Consider the following 23,917-nt stretch of genomic DNA (forward strand, 5'->3'; position numbering starts at 1 on the left):
CAGGCGAGGAGAGCACGCTGATGTCTAAGAGGCTTGTTGGTTCGTTGGGTGTGCTGGTTGCGGCGTCGCTGCTGGCGGTGGTTCCTGCGGGCGCGCAGGCAGCTTCGGCGGCGGTGTTGCCGCCGCAGGCTTGGGCTGATTGCGCCGGTGACGTGGCGGTGGTCGTCGCGAGCGACGCGGGCGCACAGTCAGACATCTACGCCGCAGCGCTGCTAGCGGCGTCCATTGGTACTGATTGCATCGTGTTGGCCGGACCCCGCGATCAAGCGATGCCCGCCGATCAGACGGTTCGTCTCGATGCGGCACAGGCGGGCGGTTACGTCGTGGGCGGCACCGCAGCGGTGCCCGCCTCGAAGCTCGCGAACCGGCAAGGCACTCGACGCATCGGCGGCGCGGACCGCTGGGCGACAATCAACCTGATCGGCCAGGCGGTCGCGTCTGTGCTCACCGGCACGACTCCGCCCGCCGTGACAGTCATGCCCGACACGCCCCCGGCGCAGCGTCCGCCCGGCGTGGCGCTGCCCCCGCAGGCTTGGGCTGATTGCGCCGGTGACGTGGCGGTGGTCGTCGCGAGCGACGCGGGCGCGCAGTCAGACATCTACGCCGCTGCCTTGCTGGCAGCCTCCATCGGCACCGACTGCATTGTGCTCGCTGGGCCGCGCGATCAACCCATGCCCGCCGACCAATCAGCCCGCCTCGAAGTCGCGCAAGCAGGCGGGTACGTAGTGGGCGGCACCACCGCGGTGCCCGCCTCGAAGGTCGCGAACCGACAAGGAACCGAGCGCATCGGCGGCGCGGACCGCTGGGCGACGATCGACCTGATCGGTCGCACAGTCCAAGACACCCACGCCGACGCCGACGCCGACGCCGATACCGCCCCGACGTACACCGCCATCGCCACGGGCCAGCAGCATACGTGCGCGCTGCGCAACGACGGCACCGCCCAATGCTGGGGCAACAACGACTACGGGCAAGCGACGCCACCAAGCGGCACGTTCACCGCCATCACCGCAGGCTGGCAGCATACGTGCGGACTGCGCAACGACGGCAGCGCCCAATGCTGGGGCCGCAAGGAATCCGGGCAGGCGACGCCTCCAGGCGGCACGTTCACCGCCATCACCGCAGGCGCGCAGCGTACGTGCGGGCTGCGCACCAATGGCACCGCCGAATGCTGGGGCAACAACGACTACGGGCAGTTGACGCCTCCAGGCGGCACGTTCACCGCCATCACCGTCGCCTTGAGCCATACGTGCGGGCTGCGCAGCAACGGCACGGCCCGATGCTGGGGCGGCGCGCGCGAGGGCTGGAACCACGAAGGCGAGGCGACGCCTCCAGGCGGCGCGTTCACCGCCATCACCGCCGCAGACTCGGCCCTTACGTGCGGGCTGCGCAGCGACGGCACCGCCCAATGCTGGGGCTCCAACCGCGACGGGCAGGCAACGCCACTCGGCGGCGCGTTCACCGCCATCACCGCCAGCGGGGGCTATGCGTGCGGGCTGCGCAGCGACGGCACCGCCGAATGCTGGGGCAACAACGACTACGGGCAGGCAACGCCGCCCGGCGGCGCGTTCACCGCCATCAGCGGCGGCCGGGCCCATACGTGCGGGCTGCGCAGCAACGGCACCGCCGAATGCTGGGGCTCCAACTTCGACGGGGGGGCGACGCCGCCCGGCGGAGCGTTCACCGCCATCACCGCCGGCCACCGCCATAAGTGCGGGCTGCGCAGCGACGGCACCGCCCAATGCTGGGGCTCCAACCGCGACGGGCAGGCAACGCCGCCCGGCGGCGCGTTCACCGCCATCACCGCAGGCAGTGAACATACGTGCGGGCTGCGCAGCGACGGCACCGCCGAATGCTGGGGCAGCAACGGCCTGCCAGACTACGACCTCTACTTCGGGCAGGCGACGCCGCCCGGCGGCGCGTTCACCGCCATCACCGCAGGCAGTGAACATACGTGCGGGCTGCGCAGCGACGGCACCGCCGAATGCTGGGGCCAAAACCGCGCAGGGCAGTCGACGCCACTCGGCGGAGCGTTCACCACCATCACCACAGGCGGGTTGCATGCGTGCGGGCTGCGCAGCGACGGCACCGCCGAATGCTGGGGCTACAACAAGTACGGGCAGGCGACGCCTCCAGGCGGCACGTTCACTGCCATCACCGCCGGCTGGACCCATACGTGCGGGCTGCGCAGCAACGGCAGCGCCGAATGCTGGGGCTACAACAAGTACGGGCAGGCGACGCCTCCAGGCGGCACGTTCATCGCCATCACCGCCGGCAGTGAACATACGTGTGGGCTGCGCAGCGACGGCACCGCCGAATGCTGGGGCCAAAACCGCGCCGGGCAGGCGACGCCTCCAGGCGGCACGTTCACCGCCATCACCGCCGGCTGGACCCATACGTGCGGGCTGCGCAGCAACGGCAGCGTCCAATGCTGGGGCTCGGGGGCTTCGGTTGTGCATTGACGAGCATGAACGCCGCCAGCTGCGCCGCAGCGCTCGCCCGCTGCGCCGCCGTGTGACTCGCTGCGGGCATCAAGCCGAGGGTCTGAGTCGCCGGCGGCGGCACATTCACCGACAGAATCAGCGGCACCGTCAGCGTTCGGCAGTTGCTTTGCCCTCTCTGTTCAAGCGTGGCAGCGAATTACTGATGAGATTCGGAATCAACGTGACCAAGCAGCGACGCACAGCGTCGTGGCGGGACACTCGTGGATCAGACCCATTGGGTGCCTCGCCTCGTACAGTTCCGTTTGTCGTGGGCCACCCGAACGACCATTGTGAGCACATCTCGGTCAGCAGAATTTCGATCCCGAGCCCATATCGGAGATGGCTGTGATGATGGCAACCAAGAGGGTGCTGCGCCGAACCGAGTGGTGGATGGCGGTGGTACTGGCGGTCTGCGCGGCAACGCTGATGCCGGTACAGGCCGCTGCACAATCTGCGAGTTCGGGCGGCGTGGTGGCTGTGGCCAACAGCGCGTCCCTGTCGGACATTGGCACTGCGGCTTCGCTGGTGGCTGCAGGCGAGGCCGATGCGGTGGTGTTCGCATACGCCGCGGACGCGCTCGGCGATGCTGGAACGCGTGCCGTCGCGCGCCGTGCTCCCGATGGCGTACTGCTCGTCGGTGGCACGGCTGTGCTGGCGTTGCCGATCGAAACCCACATCGGGCGTCTGGCGCCACAGGCGACGATCGAGCGGCTGCAGGGTGCCGACCGAATCGAAACTGCGGCGCTGGCCGCGCATCGCGTGCTGGAGGGCGTGCGTGGCTCCACTGTGGTGATCGCGAACGGCTGGTCGTTGTCGGATGTAGGCACTGCAGCCTCGGCGGTGGCGTCAGGCGCGGCGGACGCTGTGCTGTACAGCGCTGCGGACGGCCTCGGAGCACCGACGAGCGAGGTGCTGGGCGCTGTTCGACCCAGTCGGGTGTTGCTGGTGGGCGGCACCGCCGCGTTGAGCACCAGCGTCGATTCCGAGCTGGCGTCGGCGCTTTCCACGGCGAGCGTGGAACGCATCGGCGGTTCGGACCGCACTGACACGGCTGCAATGTTCGCCGGCGCCGCGTTCGGCCGGGGCGCGTCGGTCGCAGTCGTCGCGAACGGCTGGTCGCTCACCGACGTGGGCATTGCCGCGTCGCTGGCCGCAGCGCGGACCGATGCCGCTGTGCTGTACACACAGCGCGACAGCCTGGGCGATGCCGCAAGCGAGACAATCGCGGGGCGCACGCTCAGCGAGATCATCCTCGTGGGCGACACTGCATCGCTGCCCGCACCGATCGCGGACGAGATCGCCCAGCTCGCGCCGAACGCCGACGTGGAGCGCACCATCGCGAGCGATTTCTTCTCGGCGCCAAGTCCTGACACGGACGGTCCCGCAGAGGTGACGCTGCGGTCAACGCGAGGGCGCACCGTCAGCGGCCCCTTCGAAGTCGACATCGACTTCACCCGTCCGGTTACCGGACTCGCGGCCGACGACATCCGGATCGCGAACGGTCAGATCAGCGGCCTGCGCGGCTCCGCGGCCAGCTACCAGATGACCGTCACGCCCGCCGCTGCGGGCACGGTGGTGATCTGGGTGCCCCGAGGTGCAGCGCGCGACTACTCCGGCAAGCCCAGCGAGGCATCGACAGTCCTGGTGCGGACCTTCGGTGCCGATGCCTACGTCGACCGGCCGGGCTTCGACACTTGGAACCGCGCCGAAATCGTGGCCAACTATCGCGCCGAATTCGAACGCGAAGAACCCGACCCGCAATTCACCGGCAACGTGGAAGAGTGCAACGCCGGTTCGACCAGTCAGGACTATCGCGACAGCGTCATTCAACGCGTCAACTGGTACCGGCAGATGGCTGGCCTTCAAGCTGTCTCGGAGGATCCGAGATATTCGGCAGCAGCGCAAGCGGCCGCCTTGATAATGGCAGCGGGAGGGAAGCTGTCGCACTACCCGGGTTCGGAATGGGCTTGCTACAGCAGCGCCGGTGCACTAGGTGCGAGATCAAGCAACCTCGGACTGGGAGCGTCCGGAGTCTGGGGGATCAACCGTTACATAAGGGACGAAGGCGAGAACAACAAACCCGTCGGACATCGTCGTTGGATTCTCCGTCCGTCGTCGAGCGCAATGGGCACCGGCAACATCCCCTACCAGCCCGATTCCCGCCATAGTGCGACGAATGCTCTCTACGTGGTGGGGACCGGCGTCTTGGGTGCTCACCGTGATGTACGCGAAGCACGCGGTTTCATCTCATGGCCGCCCGCCGGCTACGTGCCAGCAGCGGCCGTCTGGGGCAGATGGTCGTTCCAGATGCCCGGCGCCGATTTCGGCGAGGCAACCGTGGCGGTCACCGACAGCCATGGAGCCGTGCCGGCCGTCGTCATCAGTCGACAGGGTTCGGCGATCGTCTGGTCCGTCTATGGAGACTCGAACTCCCAAGAGCTCTTCGATCCCACGGCTGGAGATTTCTGCTACTCGATCACCGTCAGCAACGTGAAGATCGACAACATCGCCGAGACGCCATTCCGGTACGCCACCTGCCTCCTCGACTTGGAGGAACAGCTCAGCGGGGGCCTATATGTCTCGAAGGGCGCCATGCCCAGATGGTCTCCGGACGGAAGCCGTGTCCAATTCCTCCGAGATGGCTTGTGGTGGCTGACGAACGTCGACGGCGTCGGCCAGCGTCCGTTGGCACTCGGTCGTGCGGGCATTTGGTCGCCCGATGGCACCCGAGTCGCCACCAGCGGAATCTGGGCGATGAACGCCGACGGCACCGCTGGCAGACAACTCTCCGAAACTGGCTCCGCACCGTCGTGGTCGCCCGATAGCAAGCGAATCGCGTACTCGGTCGACGGCGGAACTTGGTCAATCAACGCCGACGGCACCGGCCTCAGGCAACTCACCGACCTGGGTTTTGGCCCAGTGTGGTCACCCGACGGTGAGCGCATCGCGTACCAGGCCACCGACGGGACGTGGCGGTCCGGTTGGGGCACTAGGTGGCGGAGAGTTACCGGCTTGTGGGTGATGAACGCCGACGGCACCAATCACCGGGAACTTTCTGATGCCAACGTCGCTACGCCGCTGTGGTCGCCTGACGGCAGCCAGATTCTCTACGGCACCAGCAGAGAAGGGATCTGGCTGGTGAATGCCGAAGGCACCGGCCTCAGGCAACTCACGAGTTCCGGGTTCGATCCGGCGTGGTCGCCTGACGGCAAACGAATCGCGTACCAAGGTCCGGGAGGCGTCTGGGTAATGAACTCCGACGGGACAAACCAACGCGACCTCAATGCAGGCGGAGGTTGGCCCGCGTGGTCGCCTGACGGCACCCAGATTGCCTACGGCACCAGCAGAGAAGGGATCTGGGTCATCGACGCTGATGGCACCAACAAGCAACAGCTGACCGACTCGGGCACCGTTCCAGCGTGGTCGCCTGACGGCATGTACATCGCATACCCCGAGGAGGGTCATCAGCTCTGGGTCATGAATGCCGACGGCACACACAAGCGGCAGATTGGCGGCTGACAACCGGCAGGCGTTCACCGACGCGCCAGCGACGGACATGGGCTGTGGGAATCATGCAATGTCATGTGCCCGGTGAGATTGGCAGCCAGCCTTGGAGAGCGAGACTCATATAGATCGCCTTGGCGGCTGTGCGAAATTGGGTTTCCCCAGGTCAGCGAATTTCGCACAGGTCTCTACAGAACGCATTTGGCCTGTCTACAGAACGCGTTTTGGACAAAACCGCAGGTCAGGGTGGCGCGGAGAACGAGATTCAGGCCGGTTTCGACCATTTCCGGAACGTGCCGCGAGTGGCACGGCATAGGCCGAACTGCTGGCCATCACCGACGACGATGCAGACCGGCTGCTCGCTGATCCCGAAGTCAGTAGCGACCGCAGCGAACTTGCCGCCGGCCTCGACCAGATCCACGACCCGACGCCGAAACTCCGGCGAATAACCCCTCCGTGCCATCAGCCCGCCTAGACGGCCAAGGCAACAGAATCCGACAACCCGCCTCCACCAAACAGTGAAGATGTGCGCGGGGAGCGGGCCGTCGACATCTGACTTGCCGCGAAACCGGCCCCGTGTTTTGCGGGTGCCTTGCCCGAGACGCGTCGACGTCGCCGGCCCGCTTCTCGGACTTGTCAGCTGCGGCCGGTCCGGAACGAGCGACGTGACCTCATAGGAATCTGCGCCAACAGATGCCTCATCACTGTTATGTCCGTCCCGTCCCGGCACAGCCGCTCCGAGATGAAGGACAACAGCATGCCAGATCCACAACAGGCGGTGATCGGCGGGATTGACTGCCACACCGACTTCCACGTCGCCGCGGCGCTCGACCCGCTCGGGCGAGTACTGGGCACAGAATCGTTCCCGGCGACCCGTGCCGGCTACCGCTTGACCCACACATGGCTCGCGTCGTTCGGCCCGGTCGCCACGGTCGGTGTGGAGTCCACCGGATCGTTCGGTGCGGCTCTGACCCGGTCGCTGATCGATCAGGGCTGTCGAGTGATCGAGGTCAACCAGCCGCACCCCCATCTGCGCTCGCGTCGCGCCAAGAACGACGCCATCGACGCTGAGGCCGCTGCGCGCAAGGTGCTCTCGGGCGAAGCGACCGCAGCCGCCACCGACACCACCGGCATCGTCGAGGCGATCCGCCAGCTCAGCGTGACCCGAAACAGCGCCGTCAAGGCCCGCGCCGCCGCGTTGTGCCAGATCGGCGACCTGCTCGTCACCGCTCCCGCCGCGTTGCGCGACCAGCTCGACACCCGCCGGACCCTCGAGGGCACCGCCGCTGTGTGCGCTCGGTTGCGGCCCGACACCGACCGCCTCGCCGATCCCGCCCAGGCCGCCAACCCAGCACTGCGCAGCCTCGGGCGCCGCGTCGCCCAGCTCGGCGCTGAGGCCGACGAGCTCGGTCGCCGGCTCGACCGGCTCGTCGCTACCGCAGCACCCACAACTCTGTCGCGCCTCGGGTGCGGCACTCACCACACCGCGACCCTGCCCCTCGCCGCGGGCCACAACATCGACCGGTTCGGCTCCGAAGCGTCCTTCGCTCACCTGTGCGCAGCCGCGCCGGTCCCCGCATCGAGCGGGCGCACCCAGCGTCACCGACTCAACTTCGCACCCAACCGCGACGCCAACCGAGCCCTGCACATGATCGTCATCGTCCGGCTCCGCTACTGCGAACGAACCCGCAGCTACACCGACCGCCGCCTCGCCGACGGCAAGACCAAAAAAGAAGCCATCCGCTGCCTCAAACGCTTCGTCGCCCGAGAGCTCTACCGCACCCTCCGAGCCGACCTCTCCACCCTCACAACCCGCACTTGACACCTATAGGAACGTCCCGGGGCGATTCAGGTTGTGGGCTGTGAGGTGTCTGCGGATCCGTTGCGAGACTGCTTGTGCGAGGCGTGCTTCGGGCGGCGCATGGTCTGCGAGAGGCGAGGCCGCTGGACCATTCGCTGCGGCTTGCCCCCGCTATTCGCGCCGGGGCGATTCGCTCTCTCTACGCCGTCGGGTGATGGGGAGTTCGTCGAGCGCATCACGATTCGAGGGACTCGAGGCGCGCATCGAGGCTGTGGCGGAGCTTTCGAAGCGCGGCGAGTTTGACGGTCGTCGGGCGTCGTCGGGTCCTGTTTTGTTTCAGTACCCGGCGATGATGGTCCCTTCGGTGCAGTCGGCGATCTTCGACGCGGTTCTGCCTGCGCTGCCTGATGGGGCGGCGGTGCTGGATCCTTTTGTGGGGTCGGGCACCACGTTGGATGCAGCGCGGATGAGATCGCTGGAGTTCACAGGCATCGACATCAATCCGCTTGCGGTGCTGATCTGCGCGGTCAAGGCCGGTTCGTTGCGCGCCGCTGAGTTCGTGTGGCGGGCTGTGGAGGTCGGCATGGTCGCAGGATCGGACTGGCGCCTGCGGCCGGACTGCCGGTTCAACGGTTTGGAGAAGTGGTTCCGAGAGGATGTGGCTATGGATCTGGGGCGCCTGCGTCGAGCCGTTCTTGGGGTGGGCGACGATTCGGCTCGGGATTTCTTGTGGGTGTGTCTTGCGGAGACTGTCCGCCGGGTCAGCAACTCGCGGATGTCGACTTGCAAGCTCCACATCCGCCTCTTGGGCGATGTGCGCCGACCTTTGGCGGTGATCGATGTGTTCGTCGAGACTGCCGAGCGGTTCGCTGCGCGGCTTGCGCAGTACAGGCGGGACCTGTCCGACTCAGGAGGCGGCAGGTGTCGGCAGGTGCGGCTGGCGTGCGACGACGTGCGGACCGCTGACGACAAGGTACTGCCGCGCCGCGGCTTCGATCTGGTGGTCACGTCCCCGCCATATGGTGACAACCAGACCACCGTCGCTTACGGTCAGGCCTCATATCTGCCCTTGCGGTGGATACCGGCGAGCGAGCTGGCGCGTATCACCGACTGCCGCCACCCAGCAACCGCCTACGAGACCGACACCGGGAGCCTGGGAGGGTCGATGAGAGCACCGGTGGGACGAGCGGCGCCCGAGTCGGAGGCTCTCGCTGTGACGCTGCGGAAGCTGGCTGATCGTCCGGCTGACCGGGCCAAGCGTGTACTGCGTTTCGTCGCCGATCTCGACCACTGCCTCGAACGCATCGTCGCTGCCTCGGCACCTGGGGCAGTTCATGTGTGGACCGTCGGCGACCGCCACGTCGGCGGTCGGCGTGTGCCGCTGCGCAAGATCTTTTCTGAGCTGGCCGCATCGCGGGGGCTCGACAAGAAGGGAGCGATCACCCGAATGCTGCCCTCGCAGCGTCGTATGGCTGCTCGCAATGAGCACGCTCCGATGATGGCCACAGAGGACTCGCTCGTGTTCGTGACGCCGTCAAGCCGATAGAGCCGCGGACCCCGACGACGCTCCACCTGGCCCTGGGGAGGCTCCTGCTGCGCAAGCGCGCCGCGGCAAGCCGCTGAGCAGTGCGCGGAGCTTTCGAGGGGCTTCGCAGCGCCTGCGCCTTGGCGGGGTGCCGGCAGGGCGCGTGGCTCGCGATCCGCTGCCGATTGCCGGCTGGGGCCAGGACTCGTGAGGTGCGATGTCGACCTCGACGCCTGAAGTCGGGGTCAGCGAGGACTCTCAGAGCGTCGCAACGGGTCGTTCGGGCCCCAGATGATCCCGGCGTGAAGCGGGCTGCGGGCCCGTTTGTCGTCGAGCACCTCGCGCGCAGCAACGACGGCGTCATGGGTGTAGCCCAGATCGTCGTGGCCGCGGTCCCTGTTGTCGCCGAAGGGACGGCGCTCCCTGGGGAGCCGCGAAGAGCGCAATGCGAGCCCCATGGGTTCCTCGCCTCGGCGCATCTCGTCGAGCAAGTCGCTCCACAGCTGTGACCCCTCTGTCTCCGGCGACACGGTGGGATGGGGCAGGCAGCTCACATCGCCCTGCTCTTGCGACTTGTCGTCGCGCAAGGGCCTCGGGTCGAGGTCTTTGGCCCAGCGGAGCCTCGCTGACGCGCTCGTCTGGTTCGTGCCGACCAGAGCCCGCAGGTCGGTGCCTCGGATCGCGTACGCCCATTCGCCGAACCTCGCCCCGACCGAGGGATGCCACCACGGCGGCTGCGCGCCGTCCCGAACGGCGGGCCGTTCGCGGGGATCGGGCAGCACGTAGACGACGTCGGGATGGCTGCGGTCGTCGTAGGCGTCGGCCAGGTACTCGAGCTGTCGGCGGTCGATGCGGTAGCACGGCGCGTCCGGGTCAGCGACCGACTTGGTCGCGGCGGCCGTCTCGGGTGCGACAGCCACGACCACGAACCACTGCCGCAACGCGTCGGACCACACCGGCAGCCGCCGCCGGTGCGCTCGGGTGAACACCGCCGCTGTGCCGACAGGACCGCCGCCGGCTCTGCCTCCGAACGCGCGAACGATGCTGAGCGCTGCCCACATCTGCACGGTCGGCTCGGGAACGATCTGCGGCACCAGAACGGCTCCTCGGCTCGTCGAACGCGTCAGCGCCGACCACGACAGTACGCGTCACCGCTGTCCCGCTGCTGCACGTTCGCTGTCGCCATAGCGCACGCCCGTCACGGACCTGAGACACGCAGTGCTCGGGGCCGTCCGCCCAGCACGTGCCGCTCGGTGCGGGAACTCTCCGGGCGTCCGAACGTGCTGGTGATCCATGACTTCAGATCATTCTGACCAGGACGTATTGATTTTTCGCACGGCCTTTTGGCCCACCACCAGGTCCCAGAGCGCAATCTCGAACGCAGCAGCCGCAGCACCGCCCAACGACCAATCGAACGGCGCCGCGGCTGCCACAAGAACAACTCGACATGGAACGTACCCCACGCACCCCGATCCCGAGCCGGCCAACCGCCAGCCAAACGGACCGCCGCGCGCTGCGTCACGGCTGGCGCCGCGCACAGTCGCGCCGATTCCCGATCCCCGCAAACCCGCATGGGTGCTGGGGAATCGCGCACCGAACCGCTCCGCACAGGGTTGCCACCAGGTGGCGTCGTCCATTGTTCGCCGCAGCAGCCGCGGCACCGATCCACGACCAAGCGAACGGCACCGCGGCTGACCACTACGACGAAATGAACACTACGACCCCCGCCACCGAGCCGAGCCGGCCAACCGCCAGGCAAACGGACCGCCGCGCGCTCAGCGACGGCCCGGATCGCGCGAAACCGCGACAAGTCCAAAAACGCGGAAACCCGCATGGGTGCTGGGAAATCGACGGTTTCGGAGAGATCCGGCGCGACTGCAAGTTCGCAGGGTTCCCATTCTCAGATGGACCAGCCGCGGCACCGCACACCCGAACTGCGAACAGCACCGCGGCTGGCTCCAACAACAACATGGAACCTAAACCGAACGTCCCGCCGCCGAGCCGGCCGACCGCCAGGCAACCAGACCGGCGCGCCCTGACGGGCCGTCCGACGCCCTTAATCACGGTGGCGCCGTTCCCGGCACCCGGTCACGTGGCGCCCGAAGAGGCCGCAAGCGGCTTCGACCTGCGCCGCAATCACGTCACGGTGCACATGGCCGAGTGCGTCCACGTGCGCACCGCGGCCGATGTCGCGCTGCCAGCGGAACCGGACAAAGAGGATCGCCGGTGATGCCGGTACCGCCTGATCCGGGCGCTCCGCTGTCGGACTGGGCGGCGGCGATCCGTGCCGACGTCAGAACGAACAGCGGCCTGGCGGTCGAGTCCGCCAAGAGCGTGGCGGGTGCGGCGCCTTCGTTGTTCGCGTTCTCGGGTCTGCACGGCATCACGACATGGCCGGAAACGGACATCGCGGTGCTGCTGGAGTGGACTTCGGAGCCGTTGCGCGACCGCCACGGCGAGGTGGTGCGCGACCGCGACCCGGACGAGATGCGCCGCCGGCGATGGAAGGCGAAACACATCGTCGCCTCGGCGATCCGGCTGGGAGCACCAGTGCCGCTGCTCGACAGCGAAATGGCTCGATTCATAAACCCGCCGCCGCGCCCGAAACGAGCGAAGACCGATCCTGAGGAGATCGCCGCGATGGCTGCCCGGTGGCGACCTCAGCGCTGGCGGCACGGCAGCCCGCGCAACTTGGAAACGGTCTTGCCTGAAGTGCGCGCTTGGGTGCTGGAAGCCGAGCCCGCCGATGTGGACGAGGCACGCACGTGGCTGCGGATACTGGCGGGCTTCGCGCTGTGGGCTGTCGACGACCGTCACAGCGACCCGGTGACGATGCACACCCCGAACAACACCGAGACCTGGGTGATGCGCGTCAACGCCGACCACGACGCCAACTGGAAGAACCGCGCACGAGGCGTGCTGCGACGCTTCGGGCCAATCATTAATCCTGCAGCGTGGCCGCGTCCGCCGCAGCCGATGCCAGCACGCAGTGTCGCCGCCCCTTACGACGCGAAGACCGAAGTGCAGTTCCGCCGTGCGGCATTGCTGCCGCGCCGCGACCGCAGGGCGCGCTTGTGGGTCGCCATCGCAGCGCCGGGAGCGGGACTGAGCGGACCCGAGATGGCCGACGCCGAATACGGCGACCTCACTCAGCGTCCCGACGGGCGCTGGGAGATTCGTGTGCGGGGAGACAAGGCACGCCGAGTGCCTGTGCGCAGCGACTACGAATCGCTCATCCACGAGCTTGTCGCGTTGGAGGACCGGTCACAGTTCGTCGCGTCCGACAAGCCGGGTGCAGCAAGCCAGATCGCGCAGCGAATCCGCGTCGGCGACCGGAGCCTGTCGCTGACCGCGTCGCGCAACACCTTTGTGGCTGCACACATCGAAGCCGGGACGCCGCCCGCGGCGCTGTCCCGGATCACCGGGTCCGTCACGCATGACACCATCACCCAGCTCATCCGCCATGTCGCAGCCGACCTCTCCGACGCCGATGCAGTCGAACAGGCGCTCGGGGCATGAGCACCGCGGCCGAACCCGACGACGCAACGGTCCCTGACTGGAAACGCGACTACTCAGGGCTGCCTCCTGATCATCCCAGCCGCCACCGCCAGCGCCACCAGCCTCAGCATGTGCAAGAGGCGCAGTACCGGGAGGTCATCGAGCGCTCGGGGACCCTGCCGCTGCTCAAGCAGATGCTGCACGGCCACCGCGGACGCCAGTCGCGACTCGGCATCGAAGGCGCTCTGGTCGCGGCGCTGCGCGCTTTGGCGGAGCGCCGCACCTACAAGCGCAGCGAAATCACAGCGGAGGTCGCCAAGATCACCGACGAGACTGCCGCCGAGGTCGGCATCGCGGATCGCAACGAAAGCCCGATCAGTTATTCCACCGTCGCGACGCTGTGCCGCAAACTCGAAAAAGCGCTCGTGGACCACGCACGACACCCCTTCTACGGAGACTACGGATGGCTCGACGAGGACGGCATGTACATGCTGGCGTACTGGTGGTCCGACGAGATGATCCGAGCGTCCATACCCCCCGAGTGGCGGGACAAGATCACGGCAGTGGCGATAGACGGCACCTGCTGGCCGGCCTGGGCGACGAACAGGATCTTCACGCCCAAGAAGGACATCGTCGCCGAGTTCGCACAGCGACGCGCCGACGAACTCGGGCTCGACGAACCCGACCTGTCGGACCTGAAGAACCCGTGCGGCACCAGACCCGGCGAACTCGGACCAGACGGACGGCCGATCCCGACCCTTTGCCCCACCGTGCGAAGGGGGCGCCGCACCAAGACCCGCAAGGACCAACGCGAAAAATTCGACGGGCACGATCTCATCACCGCCGTCGCAGTACGCGATTTCTGCTGGCAAGGCGACCCTGAGCGCTACCAGCACGGACCCGACGTGCCGCAGTTTTTTGTCGGGACGCGCGTCATTCCTGCCTCAACGCATGCCGCACCATCCTCCGCAGTCCTGGCACGCAACTTCGAGCGTGGCTTCTCCCGAGCACGCGACGTGCTCGCTGACCGGATCATCACCAACAGCCCTGATTTCGTGCTCGCATGCCACGCACTCGGCCTGAACGCCACGATGGACTACACCACCACCGAAGTCGCGAATCCCAAGACCCCGACATTCGGGCGCAACCAGAACCTCTACTACCAGCACGTCGGAGCGCTGTTCCCCGGCTGGCTCGACCCCGCCATCGTGGAACCCCCCGAAATCGGCACCGTCGACCCGGAAACCGGCGAGGAAGTCACCGAGGACGACGTCAACGCGTGGTACACCGAGCGCGCCAAGCTCCGATGCAGCGTCAACAGGAAACTCCCCGGCGGCGGCTACCAGTACCAGACCCCCCTCGCAGCCGGACGCATCGGCACCGAGCACACCATGCACACCGCCAACCAGGACGCCGCCGAGTACCCCACCGACATCGTGTACGCCGAGCGCTATTTCAAAGTGCCACCCGAACAAGCCGTCCGCCTGCAAGACAGACCATGGTCCACACCCGCATGGGATGCCGACTACGGACGACGCTCGATCGTCGAGACCGGCAACTCCAGAGCCAAGAACGAGGGTGGATTCGACGAAGAAACCTGTCGAATCCACGACTTCGTCGCCCACATCATTGCCGCGACGCTCAACCTCGTCATCCTGAATCTCGAAGAAGTTCGCCGATACGAACTCGAACACCAAGAAACCCAAGAGCAAGCCAACAAGATCTCAACCGCCACAGACAAGAACGACGGCACGCAAGCACGCGACAAACAGCCCACTGACGCCAAACGAGATGACCTGAAGAAACCCGAACCCGACGACACAGTCACCGCGGCATCAACACACACCGACGAATCGACCCCTGAACCAGACGCCGCTGTCAACAACGATCACACCACCGCACCAGCGCGCTCCGGCAAGAGCAACCGGCAACGGCGCAACCACCAACGCAAACAGAAAGCGCACCCTCGCGGAACCCCGCCAAACAGCAGAAGCCCGCCGAAGCACTGAGCGAACCCCAAATCAAGGCAGGCGGCTGCTAGCCGCCTGCCTTATCGCGCCCGAAAACTCTCTGAACACAAGGATCGGCGCCCTCTAGCCCCACTGAAACGCTGACAAACCCAGAAATCCCCGCCGCGCGCCTTCAAACGGCCCCCAGACGCGCACCTCGGGCCAAATCGCAAACATCAGACCCAACAATTCGCAAACAAGCCCGTCGTGGGCGATACAGGATTCGAACCTGTGACCTCTTGCGTGTCATGCAAGCGCGCTAACCAACTGCGCCAATCGCCCGAAAGGGTTTTAAACGGTAGCACTGCGGGTGCAGTGCGCAGCCGAGGCGGAGACCGGATTCGAACCGGCGTACACGGCTTTGCAGGCCGCTGCCTAACCACTCGGCCACTCCGCCCGAGTCCGGGTGAGGGTACCGTCCGACGTGCGCGGGGTTACCCGCCGTACACTCGTCCGCCAAGGCAGTTCGCCGCGTGGCCTCACTGCCCAGCGTTGTCGCACGAGTCGTCGCGACGTGCGCACCTCGCGGGTCACGCCCTCTGAAAAGATTATTGTGACAACTTTTAGTGAACTCGGCGTTCCCGAGTCCATGTGCGACACCTTGGCTGATCAAGGCATCACCGAACCGTTCGCCATCCAAGAACTGACCATTGCCGAAGCTCTCGCCGGTCGAGACGTGTGCGGCAAGGCCAAGACCGGCTCCGGCAAGACGCTGGCGTTCGGCTTGCCGACGCTCGCGCTCACGCCACGCTCTGCGGACGGCCGACCGACCACGCTCATGCTGACGCCGACACGAGAGCTGGCGAACCAGATCGCCACGGTCGTCGAGCCGCTTGCAAAGGCCATGGACATCCGGTCGATTGCCACCTACGGCGGCACCAACATCGAGCGACAGATCGAGCTGCTGGGCGCCGGCATGGATGTCATCATCGCCACGCCCGGCCGTCTCATCGACCTCATCGAGCGAAACGCCGTCGACGTTGGCGGCATCCAGCGGGTCGTCGTCGACGAGGCCGACCGCATGGCCGACATGGGCTTCCTGCCCCAGGTCGAATGGGTGCTGCGGCACATCGACGGCCGGCACCAGACGCTGCTGTTCTCGGCCACGCTCGACGGCGTGGTCGACACCCTCGTCAAGCGCTACCTCCGCGACCCCGTCTTCCACGAAGTCGAAGAACGAGAGGTCACCGTCGCGGAAATGGGCCACCTGTTCCTCTCGGTCCACAAGATGGACCGGGTCCGGGTGGCTGCGCGCATCATCGGTGCCAACGGCCGAACACTGCTGTTCACGCGAACCAAGCGCGGTGCCGACCGGCTCTGCGGAGACCTGCGTGACGAAGGTGTCAAGACCGGTGCCATTCACGGCGATCTGCCGCAAGTCAAACGAGAGCGGGCGCTTTCGGACTTCATGAAGGGCAAGATCACCGCGCTCGTGGCCACCGATGTCGCCGCCCGCGGCCTGCACATCGACGAGGTCGACGTCGTGGTGCACTACAACGTGCCCGCCGAGCACAAGACCTATCTGCACCGCTCGGGCCGTACCGCTCGGGCAGGACGCGGCGGCACAGCGGTGACGATGTTCCTCTGGGACGAAGAACTCGAAGTCCGCCAGCTTCAGCGCCGGCTGGGACTGCGGCTGCCCTTGCACGACATGTTCTCGAACGATGAACGCCTCGACGACCTCCTGGCATTCGCCGCCGGCAGTGACAACAGCGGCCGCTGAAATCCGCTTTAGACGGGCGCGAACTGACCGGTACCCTTGCCATTCCAGCGGCAGATCAACCGCTGGACGAAGGCACCGAGGTACGAAGGCTCAGCTGTGGACAGTGCGGCGAGGCGCGCAAGCGCCCTGAGCGGCGATGCGGCGGCCTGGCCGCTGCCCGCCTCGGGTGCATGGCACCCGGGCCTTGGCGCGGCCGGGCGGCGGTTCTTCGAGCTGTCACCGGATCGACCGTTCACGCTGGAAGGCGGTGGCACCCTGGCCGGCCCCGTGCTTGCATACGAGACCTGGGGTGCCCTCGATGCCGACGCAGCCAACGCAGTGCTGGTCTGCCACGCACTGACCGGCGACGCCCACGCGCATGGCCTCGCGCATCCGCCATCGCAACCCACTGAAGGCTGGTGGAACGACTTCATCGGTCCCGGCCGACCACTCGACACCAACCGGCACTTCGTGGTGTGCGCCAACGTGCTTGGTGGCTGCCAAGGCAGTACCGGCCCCTCGTCGGTGAACCCGGCCACCGGCGAGCGTTACGGGCCTGACTTCCCCGTCGTCACCAACCGCGACATCGTGCGGTCACAGTGGGCGCTGGGCCGTCACCTCGGTATCGACCGCTGGCTTGCGGTGGTCGGCGGCTCCATGGGCGGCATGACCGTGCTGGAGTGGGGCATCACCTATCCCCAGCGGGTCGGCTCGCTGGTGGTGATCGCGTCGGCAGCCGATGCTTCTGCGCAGCAGATTGCCTGGAGCAATGTCGGCCGCCAGGCAATCCTGGACGATTCCAAGTTCAGAGGCGGCCGCTACTACGACGCAGCCGACGGGGACGGACCACATCGAGGCCTTGCCAATGCACGGCGCATCGCCATGATCCACTACCGCTCCGGCGACGAATTCGATCGCCGGTTCGCCCGCCACAGCGAAGATCCGGTGCTGCCCCTGCGGCTTGAGCAACGCTTCGACGTCGAGAGCTACCTGGACTACCAGGGCGCAAAGTTCGTGCCCCGCTTCGACGCCAACACGTACCTGGTGCTGAACAAGCTGATGGATCTCCACGATGTCGGCCGCGGTCGCGGAGGCATCGATGCAGCGCTCAACCGCATCGTCGCGCCGACCATGGTGATGAGCGTTCGCACAGACTTCCTGTATCCGCGGCCCCAGCAGTTGAGGATCGTGGAAGCATTGGCGCGCCGCCCGACGATGCGAGTCGAACACATCGACATCGACAGCGACAACGGCCACGACGGCTTCCTCACCGAGCCCGACCAGACCGGGCCCCCGATGGGCGAGTTCATCGACGACGTCTACAAGAGCGACGCGGGACCCTCGGGGGCAACCCGTTGACCGGCAGCGCCGCGGCACTGCTGGCCGATGCGCACACCAGCGTGCCGTCCGAGGCCGTCGGATCGGGCTTGGGGGTGTGGTGGCTGCTCGTGACGCTGCTCGGCGTGCTCACCGTGGCATGCGCCACGGGATTCGTGCTGTACCTGCGACGGACGGCCCCGCAGCCGTGGCAAGGTGAAGAAAGCACCGTAAGGGGGACTTCATGAGTGAAACCTTCGATCCCCAAGAAATGATCACCCGATTCGCAGAGCGCGCCCAGGCAGTGCGCAAGCGGAATCTGCCCGCAGTCGGCGGCGAAGAGCGGCTGCACTTCATCCGTCAGGCCGAACTGGACTTCATGGACTACGCGATGATCGGCGACGCCGAGGCGACGCTCGTCGACGGGATCTTGACCCTGCGCATCGACTTGCGCTCCCCTGGGGAGTAGCAGCGTTTCTCAGCCGTTCGGAGCCGTAACGGCCCGCTGAATCCACGCGTCTCTGCGGTGGCCGCTTGCTACAGTGATCCGCCCGCGCGGATGTAGCTCAGTTGGTTAGAGCGCAACCTTGCCAAGGTTGAGGTCGCCGGTTCGACCCCGGTCATCCGCTCCACGCAGCCTCTTGGGTGCTCCGCGACAGCAGTTGCCGTCGCGTCGAGCGTCCGTATGTGCCAACCTTGTGCGGCTTTTCGGCCATTCATGACCCAAGGCTGCGTCTGTGGCGCGCCCCAGCGATCATCAGGAACGGGAGAACAACATGGGTGCACTCGACGGACGTGTCGTCCTGATCACCGGCGCGGGCCGCGGCATCGGCCGTGAACATGCCCTGCTGATGGCTTCGGAAGGGGCGAAGATCGTTGTCAATGACCTCGGCGGCACCACCGACGGAACCGGTGCCGACCAGGGTCCCGCCGACGAAGTTGTCGCTGAGATCGAAGCCATGGGCGGTGAGGCCGTCGCCAACGGGGACAACGTCACCGACTGGGAGGGCGCTCAGCGGATGGTGAACCAGGCTGTCGAGGCCTTTGGCGACCTGCACGTTCTCGTGAACAATGCCGGCATCCTGCGCGACCGAGTCGTGGTCAACATGACCGAGCCCGAATGGGACGCTGTCGTCGACGTCCATATGAAGGGGCATTTCTGCCCTACCCGCTGGGCCGCTGCCTACTGGCGAGAGCAGTCCAAAGCCGGCAAGGAAGTCAGCGGCTCGGTCATCAACACCGCATCGGGCGCCATGCTCGGCAACCTCGGCCAGCTCAACTACTCGGGCGCGAAGGCCGGCATTGCCGCCATGACGCTTGTGGCCGCCGGCGAGCTGGCGCGCTACAGCGTGCGAGTGAACTGCCTGGCGCCGATCGCACGCACTCGGCTCACCTTGCAGACGCCGGGGCTCGAAGAGGTGGTGCGCGCACCGGAAGATCCGGCCGACTTCGACCTGTACGACCCGGCCAACATCAGCCCGCTGGTGGCCTATCTGGCCATGGACAGCTGCCCGTTCACCGGAGGCGTGTTCCACGTCGGCGGCAACGAGGTGGGGTTGTACCAAGGCTGGTCTTTGTCGAACGACGACATCATCGCCACGGATGGGCGGTGGACGGTCGATGGTCTGACGCAGATTGCGCCTCGGCTGAATGAGGGTCGGTCGAAGCTGGCTTCGGTGGCTACTGCTATTGGTGACACTTTCAAGGGGTTCGGCAGGCGCGAAGCCACTGTGTAGGCGCGTTGGGTGTCCGTCGCTGTTGCCCCCGGGGTGGACGGGGGCAGGCGCACCCATGCTCAAACATGCGCAGCGCCGCCCGTTGCAGGGTGGATGGGCTGTGGCGCTGCGAACTGCGCGTGGGCACCCCTGCCCCCGCCCACCCCTCTTCGGTTCGGTTCTCCGGTCGTCGCTGGTGCCGCTGCTTGGGTGAATTCCGTACGTGCATCGGAGCGGCGAGGTGTGAGAATGGACCTGTGGAGACGTTGCAGCTCACTAAGCATCACGGCCTCGGCAATGACTTTCTCATCGCGCTGCTCAGCGATGAGGCGAAGTCCCAACTCGATGCGCTTCGACTCGACTGGCCTGGGCTGGCGCGGGAAGCCTGCAATCGGCGAACCGGTGTCGGGGCCGACGGCCTGCTTCTGGGAATCGAACCCGTTTGGTCGAATCCGACGTGGCACGAGAATACCGACAGTGGATCCAGCTATCCAGATGGCAACGCGACAGTTCGGATGGTGCTGTACAACTCCGACGGGAGCCGCGCCGCGATGAGTGGGAACGGCTCGGCCTGTCTCGCGAATGCTGTTGCAAGCGCTCAAGAACCCTGGTCATCGCATATCCATGATCTTCGCGACGCCTCTCTTGACCTGAAGATCGCGACCGACTCAGGGACTCGAAACGTTCGGTGGCACAGCCCCTATGTCGAGTCCGTCGACGGCGAACCGATTCCGATCGACACACACATCGACATCACGCTGCCACCGGTCATGGCTGGTCCCGAGATTTGCCCTGCGCTCGACGAGCTCATATCCGGCTCATTCGGGGATGCAGCGCGCAGCACCGGAGATGTCGGCAATCCGCATCTCGTCATTGCCGCCGAGAGCAGGGTGACGGCTGACGAGACCGCTCGTCTAGGAGCTCTCTACGAAGGACACTTCCACGGTGGCATCAACGTCGAATTCGTTTGGCCCAACGATGGGCCATCGAAGGCCGCCGGCCAGCCTCAATCGAGCCTAGGAATGTCAGTGTGGGAACGTGGTGCTGGGTTGACCGACGCCTGCGGAACCGGCGCCGTGGTCGCCGTGACCCGAGCCCGTGAATGGGGTCTGATCACGAGTGACATCTTCACAAGCGTTTCGATGCCAGGCGGATTGGCGACAATTGCCCAGGTCGCGGCTGACAAGCCCCCAGTGCTCCAGGTGTGGGCCGATCACGTCGCGGATATTGGGTGGCCGTTGCGTGGGCCTTGGCTGGATGCTTGATGGCTGACTCTGAACAGTCGGCGGCGCCGTCCGCTGAATCCCATCGGGGGGGTTTTGGGGAGTTTGGGGGGGCTGAGTCTGGGCTTATTGACCGGGCTTTCCGGGAGCAGATCGTTCTGGTGGGGGTGCAGCTGGCTGCGCGGACTGCTGATGAGGTGGATGCCAACCTTGACGAGTTGGAGCGGCTGGTTGACACCGCCGGGGCCGACGCGGTGGACCGGATCGTTCAGCGGCGGGACTCGCCGGACCCTGCAACGTTTGTCGGGCGCGGCAAGGCCGACGAGATTCTGGATGCCTCGCTCGAACACGACGCCGACACGGTGGTGTTCGACGACGAGCTCTCGCCGGCGCAGCAGTTCAATCTGGAGCGGATCCTCAAGCGCACGGCACTCGACCGCACTGCGGTGATCCTCGACATCTTCGCCCAGAACGCCACCACGCTCGAGGGCAAGGCCCAGGTGGAGCTGGCCCAGCTCCGCTACCGGCTCCCCCGCCTGCGTGGCCGGGGGCGGCAGCTGTCCCAGCAGGCCGGCGGCATCGGCACCCGGGGGCCGGGCGAGACCCAGCTCGAAGTTGATCGCCGGCGGATTCAGCGGCGCCTTGCCCGGCTGGAGAAGGACTTGCGCGGTCTGCGGCGGACCCGGCTGAACCAGCGCAAGTCGCGCCGCCGCTCTCGCTATCACACGGTTGCAATCGTGGGCTACACCAATGCCGGCAAGTCGACCCTGCTTCGGCGTCTCACCGGTGCCAATGTGCTGGTGGAGAACCGGCTGTTCGCGACGCTCGACGCCACCACGCGGCGCCTGCAGCTTCCCGGCGGCGAGACGGTGCTGCTCACTGACACGGTCGGGTTCATCAAGAAGCTGCCGACCTCACTGATCGAAGCGTTCATGTCGACCCTCGAGGAGGTGGCCGAGGCCGATCTGCTGGTGCACATCGTGGACGCTTCGGCGGCAGAACCAGAGATGCACATTGACGTCGTGCGCTCAGTGTTGCGCGAGATCGGTGCCGGCGATATTGACGAGCTCATCGCGTTCAACAAGAGCGACGCGACCGACCACGGCACGGTCCGGCCGCTGCTGGCGCGCTACGAGGGCTCGCATGCGATCTCGGCGAACAGCGGCGATGGCGTCAACGAGCTATTGCTTGCTGTCGGAGACCGGCTCAGGCACCTCACCAAGGTCACCGAGCTGCGCATCCCCTACTCCCGTGGCGACGCCCTGGCCGCTGTGCACCGCGAAGGCGAGGTGCTCACCGAGACCCACGACGACGACGGCACCGTCGTCCATGCACGCCTGGACGACGTTTCGCGCAGCGTGTTCGCAGAATTCGTGACGCGAGGCTCAGAACGAGAAGACGCTCCACTGCAGTGACCTTCCATATGTACGATTCGTACATGACAGAGCTTGCAGTCAGCGAGGTACGAAATCGGCTGGCCGAAGTGATCGAGGACTCCCGTCGGTCGGGTGAGCCGGTCACGGTGACACGGCGCGGCCGCAGGGTGGCAGTGATCTTGGGCCCGGAGGCTTTCGACCGACTCGTCGACAGCGCGGACGATCAGCAGGACCGCCGTGAACTCGACGCCGCACGCGCCGAAGACGACTACGTGCCTTGGGACGAGGTCAAGGCCGAGCTGGGACTTGGGTGAGCCAATACAAGGTCGAGATCGCGCGCCGAGCCGTGAAATCGATCGCTCGCCTGCCACGCCGAGAGCAATTGCGCGTTCGCGCAGCGGTGGACCTGCTCGCCGACGAGCCCCGTCCCCCAGGCTAACTCGCTCTCGCCGACGAGGTCTCTGTATACCGGGTCCGAGTCGGTGACTACCGCATCGTCTATGAAGTCGTTGACGACCGCTTGCTGATCCAGGTAATCCGTGTCGGCCATCGCCGCGACGTCTATCGGCCCTGACTGAATCGGGCAATGATGTCATCGTGACCTCAGGCACCGGGTTCGTCCCGCCGCCCTATCCCTACGACCGGCTGGACGAACTGAAGCCGCTGGCTGACCGCCATCGAGGCGGCTTGGTGGATCTGTCCATCGGCACGCCGGTGGATCCGCCGTCGCCCGCTGTGCTGGCCGCACTCGGCGGGTCGGATTCCGAGCGGGGATATCCACCGTCGATCGGCACGCCTGACTTGCGAGAGGCCGCTGCACGTTGGTGCGAGGAACGCTTCGGTGTGCAGGTCGATGCCGCTGCTGAGGTTGCAGCAACGATCGGCTCGAAGGAGTTCGTGGCCGGGCTGCCCCACTGGCTGCGCCTGCGCACCCCCGATCGCGACACCGTCCTGTACCCCGAGGTCAGCTACCCCAGCTATGCCATGGGGGCTGAGCTGGCCGGCTGTCGGGCGGTGCCCGTGCCGGCGGATGAGCATTGGTCGATCCAGCTCGACGCCATCACTGAGTCCGATGCCGAAAGGGCATTGGTGCTGTGGGTCAACTCGCCTGGCAATCCCGCTGGCGGCCTCGATGATCTCGGTGCGGCTGCTCGGTGGGGTCGGGAACGGGGCGTGCCGGTCTTCAGCGACGAGTGCTATGCCGAGTTCACTTGGGACGGACCGCCTCGCACGATCCTGACACCGACCGACGCCGCTCCAGCGACAGCTGAATCCCGGCGCGCAGAGGTGGACGGCGTTGTGGCCGTCCATTCCCTTTCCAAGCGGTCCAACTTGGCCGGTGTGAGGGTGGGCTTCTACGCGGGCGACCCCGAACTCGTCCACTACCTGCGGGAGCTTCGCAAGCACGCCGGATTCATGGTTCCCGGTCCCGCCCAGGCAGCGGCAGCCGCGGCGCTGGCCGACCAAGTCCATGTGGCCGAACAACGAGACCGTTACCGATCGCGGCTCGGGCGTCTCGCACGCATCGTGGGTCGCTTCGGTCCCGAGCCTCCCCTTCCGCGTGGCGGGTTCTACCTGTGGGCTGAGGCTCCTGACGGTGACGCGTGGGCGTTTACCCGCACCCTGCTGGCGGAGGCGGGGATTCTCGTATCCCCAGGCGAGTTCTACGGCCCGTCCGGGGCGGATCGTGTGCGGATAGCCGCCGTGCTGACCGACGATGCACTCGACATGGTTGAATCCCGCCTCAGCTAGACCTTCGATCTG

19 protein-coding genes, 3 tRNA genes and 1 pseudogene are annotated in these 23,917 nt (G+C 66.5%); 18 read left to right on the forward strand and 5 right to left on the reverse strand.

Features of this window, described 5'->3' with window-relative positions:
- Nucleotides 1-20: 20 nt before the first annotated feature.
- Both ACOOHB_RS08440 and ACOOHB_RS08445 read left to right on the forward strand, forming a co-directional pair.
- Nucleotides 21-2,462 carry a hypothetical protein gene (locus ACOOHB_RS08440; RefSeq protein WP_420444343.1) on the forward strand — a complete coding sequence of 814 codons (2,442 nt, stop codon included), beginning with the start codon at nt 21-23 and terminating at the stop codon, nt 2,460-2,462.
- A 369-nt stretch (nt 2,463-2,831) separates the two neighbouring features.
- Nucleotides 2,832-6,002, forward strand: coding sequence for a cell wall-binding repeat-containing protein (locus ACOOHB_RS08445; RefSeq protein ID WP_420444344.1), 3,171 nt, complete (start codon nt 2,832-2,834; stop codon nt 6,000-6,002).
- 250 nt (nt 6,003-6,252) lie between these two features.
- On the opposite strand, the gene ACOOHB_RS08450 is transcribed toward ACOOHB_RS08445, so the two are convergent.
- On the reverse strand, nt 6,253-6,450 hold the full coding sequence (locus ACOOHB_RS08450) for a hypothetical protein (RefSeq protein ID WP_420444345.1): 198 nt from the start codon (nt 6,448-6,450) through the stop codon (nt 6,253-6,255).
- Nucleotides 6,451-6,744: 294 nt separating this feature from the next.
- On the opposite strand from ACOOHB_RS08450, the gene ACOOHB_RS08455 reads away from it, so the two are divergent.
- Entirely contained in the window at nt 6,745-7,809 is a 1,065-nt protein-coding gene (locus tag ACOOHB_RS08455) for an IS110 family transposase (RefSeq protein WP_420444346.1), read from the forward strand.
- Between the two features lie 193 nt (nt 7,810-8,002).
- Complete coding sequence (locus tag ACOOHB_RS08460; RefSeq protein WP_420444347.1) at nt 8,003-9,334, forward strand: DNA methyltransferase; 1,332 nt, start codon at nt 8,003-8,005, stop codon at nt 9,332-9,334.
- A gap of 224 nt (nt 9,335-9,558) precedes the next feature.
- On the opposite strand, the gene ACOOHB_RS08465 is transcribed toward ACOOHB_RS08460, so the two are convergent.
- Nucleotides 9,559-10,407, reverse strand: coding sequence for a hypothetical protein (locus ACOOHB_RS08465; RefSeq protein ID WP_420444348.1), 849 nt, complete (start codon nt 10,405-10,407; stop codon nt 9,559-9,561).
- A gap of 210 nt (nt 10,408-10,617) precedes the next feature.
- Nucleotides 10,618-10,746 (reverse strand): hypothetical protein, encoded by a 129-nt coding sequence (locus ACOOHB_RS08470; RefSeq protein WP_420444349.1) that lies wholly within the window; start codon nt 10,744-10,746, stop codon nt 10,618-10,620.
- 536 nt (nt 10,747-11,282) lie between these two features.
- On the opposite strand from ACOOHB_RS08470, the gene ACOOHB_RS08475 reads away from it, so the two are divergent.
- The 3 genes from ACOOHB_RS08475 to ACOOHB_RS08485 are packed head-to-tail and all read left to right on the forward strand — an operon-like array spanning nt 11,283 to nt 14,820.
- Nucleotides 11,283-11,543: a hypothetical protein gene (locus tag ACOOHB_RS08475; RefSeq protein WP_420444350.1), complete on the forward strand. Its 261-nt coding sequence runs from the start codon at nt 11,283-11,285 to the stop codon at nt 11,541-11,543.
- Nucleotides 11,543-12,832 carry a hypothetical protein gene (locus tag ACOOHB_RS08480; protein WP_420444351.1) on the forward strand — a complete coding sequence of 430 codons (1,290 nt, stop codon included), beginning with the start codon at nt 11,543-11,545 and terminating at the stop codon, nt 12,830-12,832. The genes ACOOHB_RS08475 and ACOOHB_RS08480 overlap by 1 nt, the downstream gene beginning before the upstream one ends.
- Nucleotides 12,829-14,820, forward strand: coding sequence for a hypothetical protein (locus ACOOHB_RS08485; protein ID WP_420444352.1), 1,992 nt, complete (start codon nt 12,829-12,831; stop codon nt 14,818-14,820). Before ACOOHB_RS08480 ends, ACOOHB_RS08485 begins: the two co-directional genes overlap by 4 nt.
- 208 nt (nt 14,821-15,028) lie before the next feature.
- On the opposite strand, the gene ACOOHB_RS08490 is transcribed toward ACOOHB_RS08485, so the two are convergent.
- Both ACOOHB_RS08490 and ACOOHB_RS08495 read right to left on the reverse strand, forming a co-directional pair.
- Nucleotides 15,029-15,102 (reverse strand) — tRNA-Val (locus ACOOHB_RS08490).
- 44 nt (nt 15,103-15,146) lie between these two features.
- Nucleotides 15,147-15,217 (reverse strand) — tRNA-Cys (locus ACOOHB_RS08495).
- A 156-nt stretch (nt 15,218-15,373) separates the two neighbouring features.
- Here ACOOHB_RS08495 and ACOOHB_RS08500 point away from each other — a divergent pair.
- The 11 genes and pseudogenes from ACOOHB_RS08500 to ACOOHB_RS08550 all read left to right on the forward strand — a co-directional run bounded on the left by ACOOHB_RS08500 (nt 15,374) and on the right by ACOOHB_RS08550 (nt 23,905).
- Nucleotides 15,374-16,543, forward strand: a complete 1,170-nt coding sequence (locus ACOOHB_RS08500) for a DEAD/DEAH box helicase (protein WP_420444353.1) — start codon at nt 15,374-15,376, stop codon at nt 16,541-16,543.
- Between the two features lie 96 nt (nt 16,544-16,639).
- Complete coding sequence (gene metX / locus ACOOHB_RS08505; RefSeq protein ID WP_420444354.1) at nt 16,640-17,881, forward strand: homoserine O-acetyltransferase MetX; 1,242 nt, start codon at nt 16,640-16,642, stop codon at nt 17,879-17,881.
- Complete coding sequence (locus tag ACOOHB_RS08510) at nt 17,878-18,087, forward strand: hypothetical protein (RefSeq protein WP_420444355.1); 210 nt, start codon at nt 17,878-17,880, stop codon at nt 18,085-18,087. Before metX ends, ACOOHB_RS08510 begins: the two co-directional genes overlap by 4 nt.
- Complete coding sequence (locus ACOOHB_RS08515) at nt 18,084-18,308, forward strand: hypothetical protein (RefSeq protein WP_420444356.1); 225 nt, start codon at nt 18,084-18,086, stop codon at nt 18,306-18,308. Before ACOOHB_RS08510 ends, ACOOHB_RS08515 begins: the two co-directional genes overlap by 4 nt.
- An 86-nt stretch (nt 18,309-18,394) precedes the next feature.
- A tRNA-Gly gene (locus tag ACOOHB_RS08520) sits at nt 18,395-18,471 on the forward strand.
- A gap of 144 nt (nt 18,472-18,615) precedes the next feature.
- Entirely contained in the window at nt 18,616-19,575 is a 960-nt protein-coding gene (locus ACOOHB_RS08525; RefSeq protein WP_420444357.1) for an SDR family oxidoreductase, read from the forward strand.
- A gap of 236 nt (nt 19,576-19,811) precedes the next feature.
- Nucleotides 19,812-20,819: a diaminopimelate epimerase gene (locus ACOOHB_RS08530; RefSeq protein WP_420444358.1), complete on the forward strand. Its 1,008-nt coding sequence runs from the start codon at nt 19,812-19,814 to the stop codon at nt 20,817-20,819.
- A 119-nt stretch (nt 20,820-20,938) separates the two neighbouring features.
- A complete protein-coding gene (gene hflX / locus ACOOHB_RS08535) occupies nt 20,939-22,192 on the forward strand; it encodes a GTPase HflX (protein ID WP_420444359.1) in 1,254 nt (417 codons plus the stop codon).
- 23 nt (nt 22,193-22,215) lie between these two features.
- Complete coding sequence (locus ACOOHB_RS08540) at nt 22,216-22,467, forward strand: type II toxin-antitoxin system Phd/YefM family antitoxin (protein WP_420444360.1); 252 nt, start codon at nt 22,216-22,218, stop codon at nt 22,465-22,467.
- Nucleotides 22,468-22,625: 158 nt separating this feature from the next.
- Nucleotides 22,626-22,727: pseudogene (locus ACOOHB_RS08545) on the forward strand (type II toxin-antitoxin system RelE family toxin); the annotation flags it as partial.
- 23 nt (nt 22,728-22,750) lie between these two features.
- Nucleotides 22,751-23,905, forward strand: a complete 1,155-nt coding sequence (locus tag ACOOHB_RS08550; protein ID WP_420444361.1) for an aminotransferase class I/II-fold pyridoxal phosphate-dependent enzyme — start codon at nt 22,751-22,753, stop codon at nt 23,903-23,905.
- Nucleotides 23,906-23,917: the final 12 nt, after the last annotated feature.

This window comes from Candidatus Poriferisodalis sp. (genome assembly GCF_965215815.1).
Classification (GTDB): Bacteria; Actinomycetota; Acidimicrobiia; order Acidimicrobiales; family Poriferisodalaceae; genus Poriferisodalis.

What these genes read in the sequence shown, in the direction of transcription:
- ACOOHB_RS08455 (WP_420444346.1), top strand. Translation starts at nt 6,745, where the DNA reads ATGCCAGATCCACAACAGGCGGTGATCGGCGGGATTGACTGCCACACC.
- ACOOHB_RS08440 (WP_420444343.1), top strand. Translation starts at nt 21, where the DNA reads ATGTCTAAGAGGCTTGTTGGTTCGTTGGGTGTGCTGGTTGCGGCGTCG.
- ACOOHB_RS08485 (WP_420444352.1), top strand. Translation starts at nt 12,829, where the DNA reads ATGAGCACCGCGGCCGAACCCGACGACGCAACGGTCCCTGACTGGAAA.
- ACOOHB_RS08515 (WP_420444356.1), top strand. Translation starts at nt 18,084, where the DNA reads ATGAGTGAAACCTTCGATCCCCAAGAAATGATCACCCGATTCGCAGAG.
- ACOOHB_RS08475 (WP_420444350.1), top strand. Translation starts at nt 11,283, where the DNA reads ATGGAACCTAAACCGAACGTCCCGCCGCCGAGCCGGCCGACCGCCAGG.
- ACOOHB_RS08450 (WP_420444345.1), bottom strand. Translation starts at nt 6,450, where the DNA reads ATGGCACGGAGGGGTTATTCGCCGGAGTTTCGGCGTCGGGTCGTGGAT.
- ACOOHB_RS08525 (WP_420444357.1), top strand. Translation starts at nt 18,616, where the DNA reads ATGGGTGCACTCGACGGACGTGTCGTCCTGATCACCGGCGCGGGCCGC.
- ACOOHB_RS08540 (WP_420444360.1), top strand. Translation starts at nt 22,216, where the DNA reads ATGACAGAGCTTGCAGTCAGCGAGGTACGAAATCGGCTGGCCGAAGTG.
- ACOOHB_RS08460 (WP_420444347.1), top strand. Translation starts at nt 8,003, where the DNA reads ATGGGGAGTTCGTCGAGCGCATCACGATTCGAGGGACTCGAGGCGCGC.
- ACOOHB_RS08480 (WP_420444351.1), top strand. Translation starts at nt 11,543, where the DNA reads ATGCCGGTACCGCCTGATCCGGGCGCTCCGCTGTCGGACTGGGCGGCG.
- ACOOHB_RS08445 (WP_420444344.1), top strand. Translation starts at nt 2,832, where the DNA reads ATGATGGCAACCAAGAGGGTGCTGCGCCGAACCGAGTGGTGGATGGCG.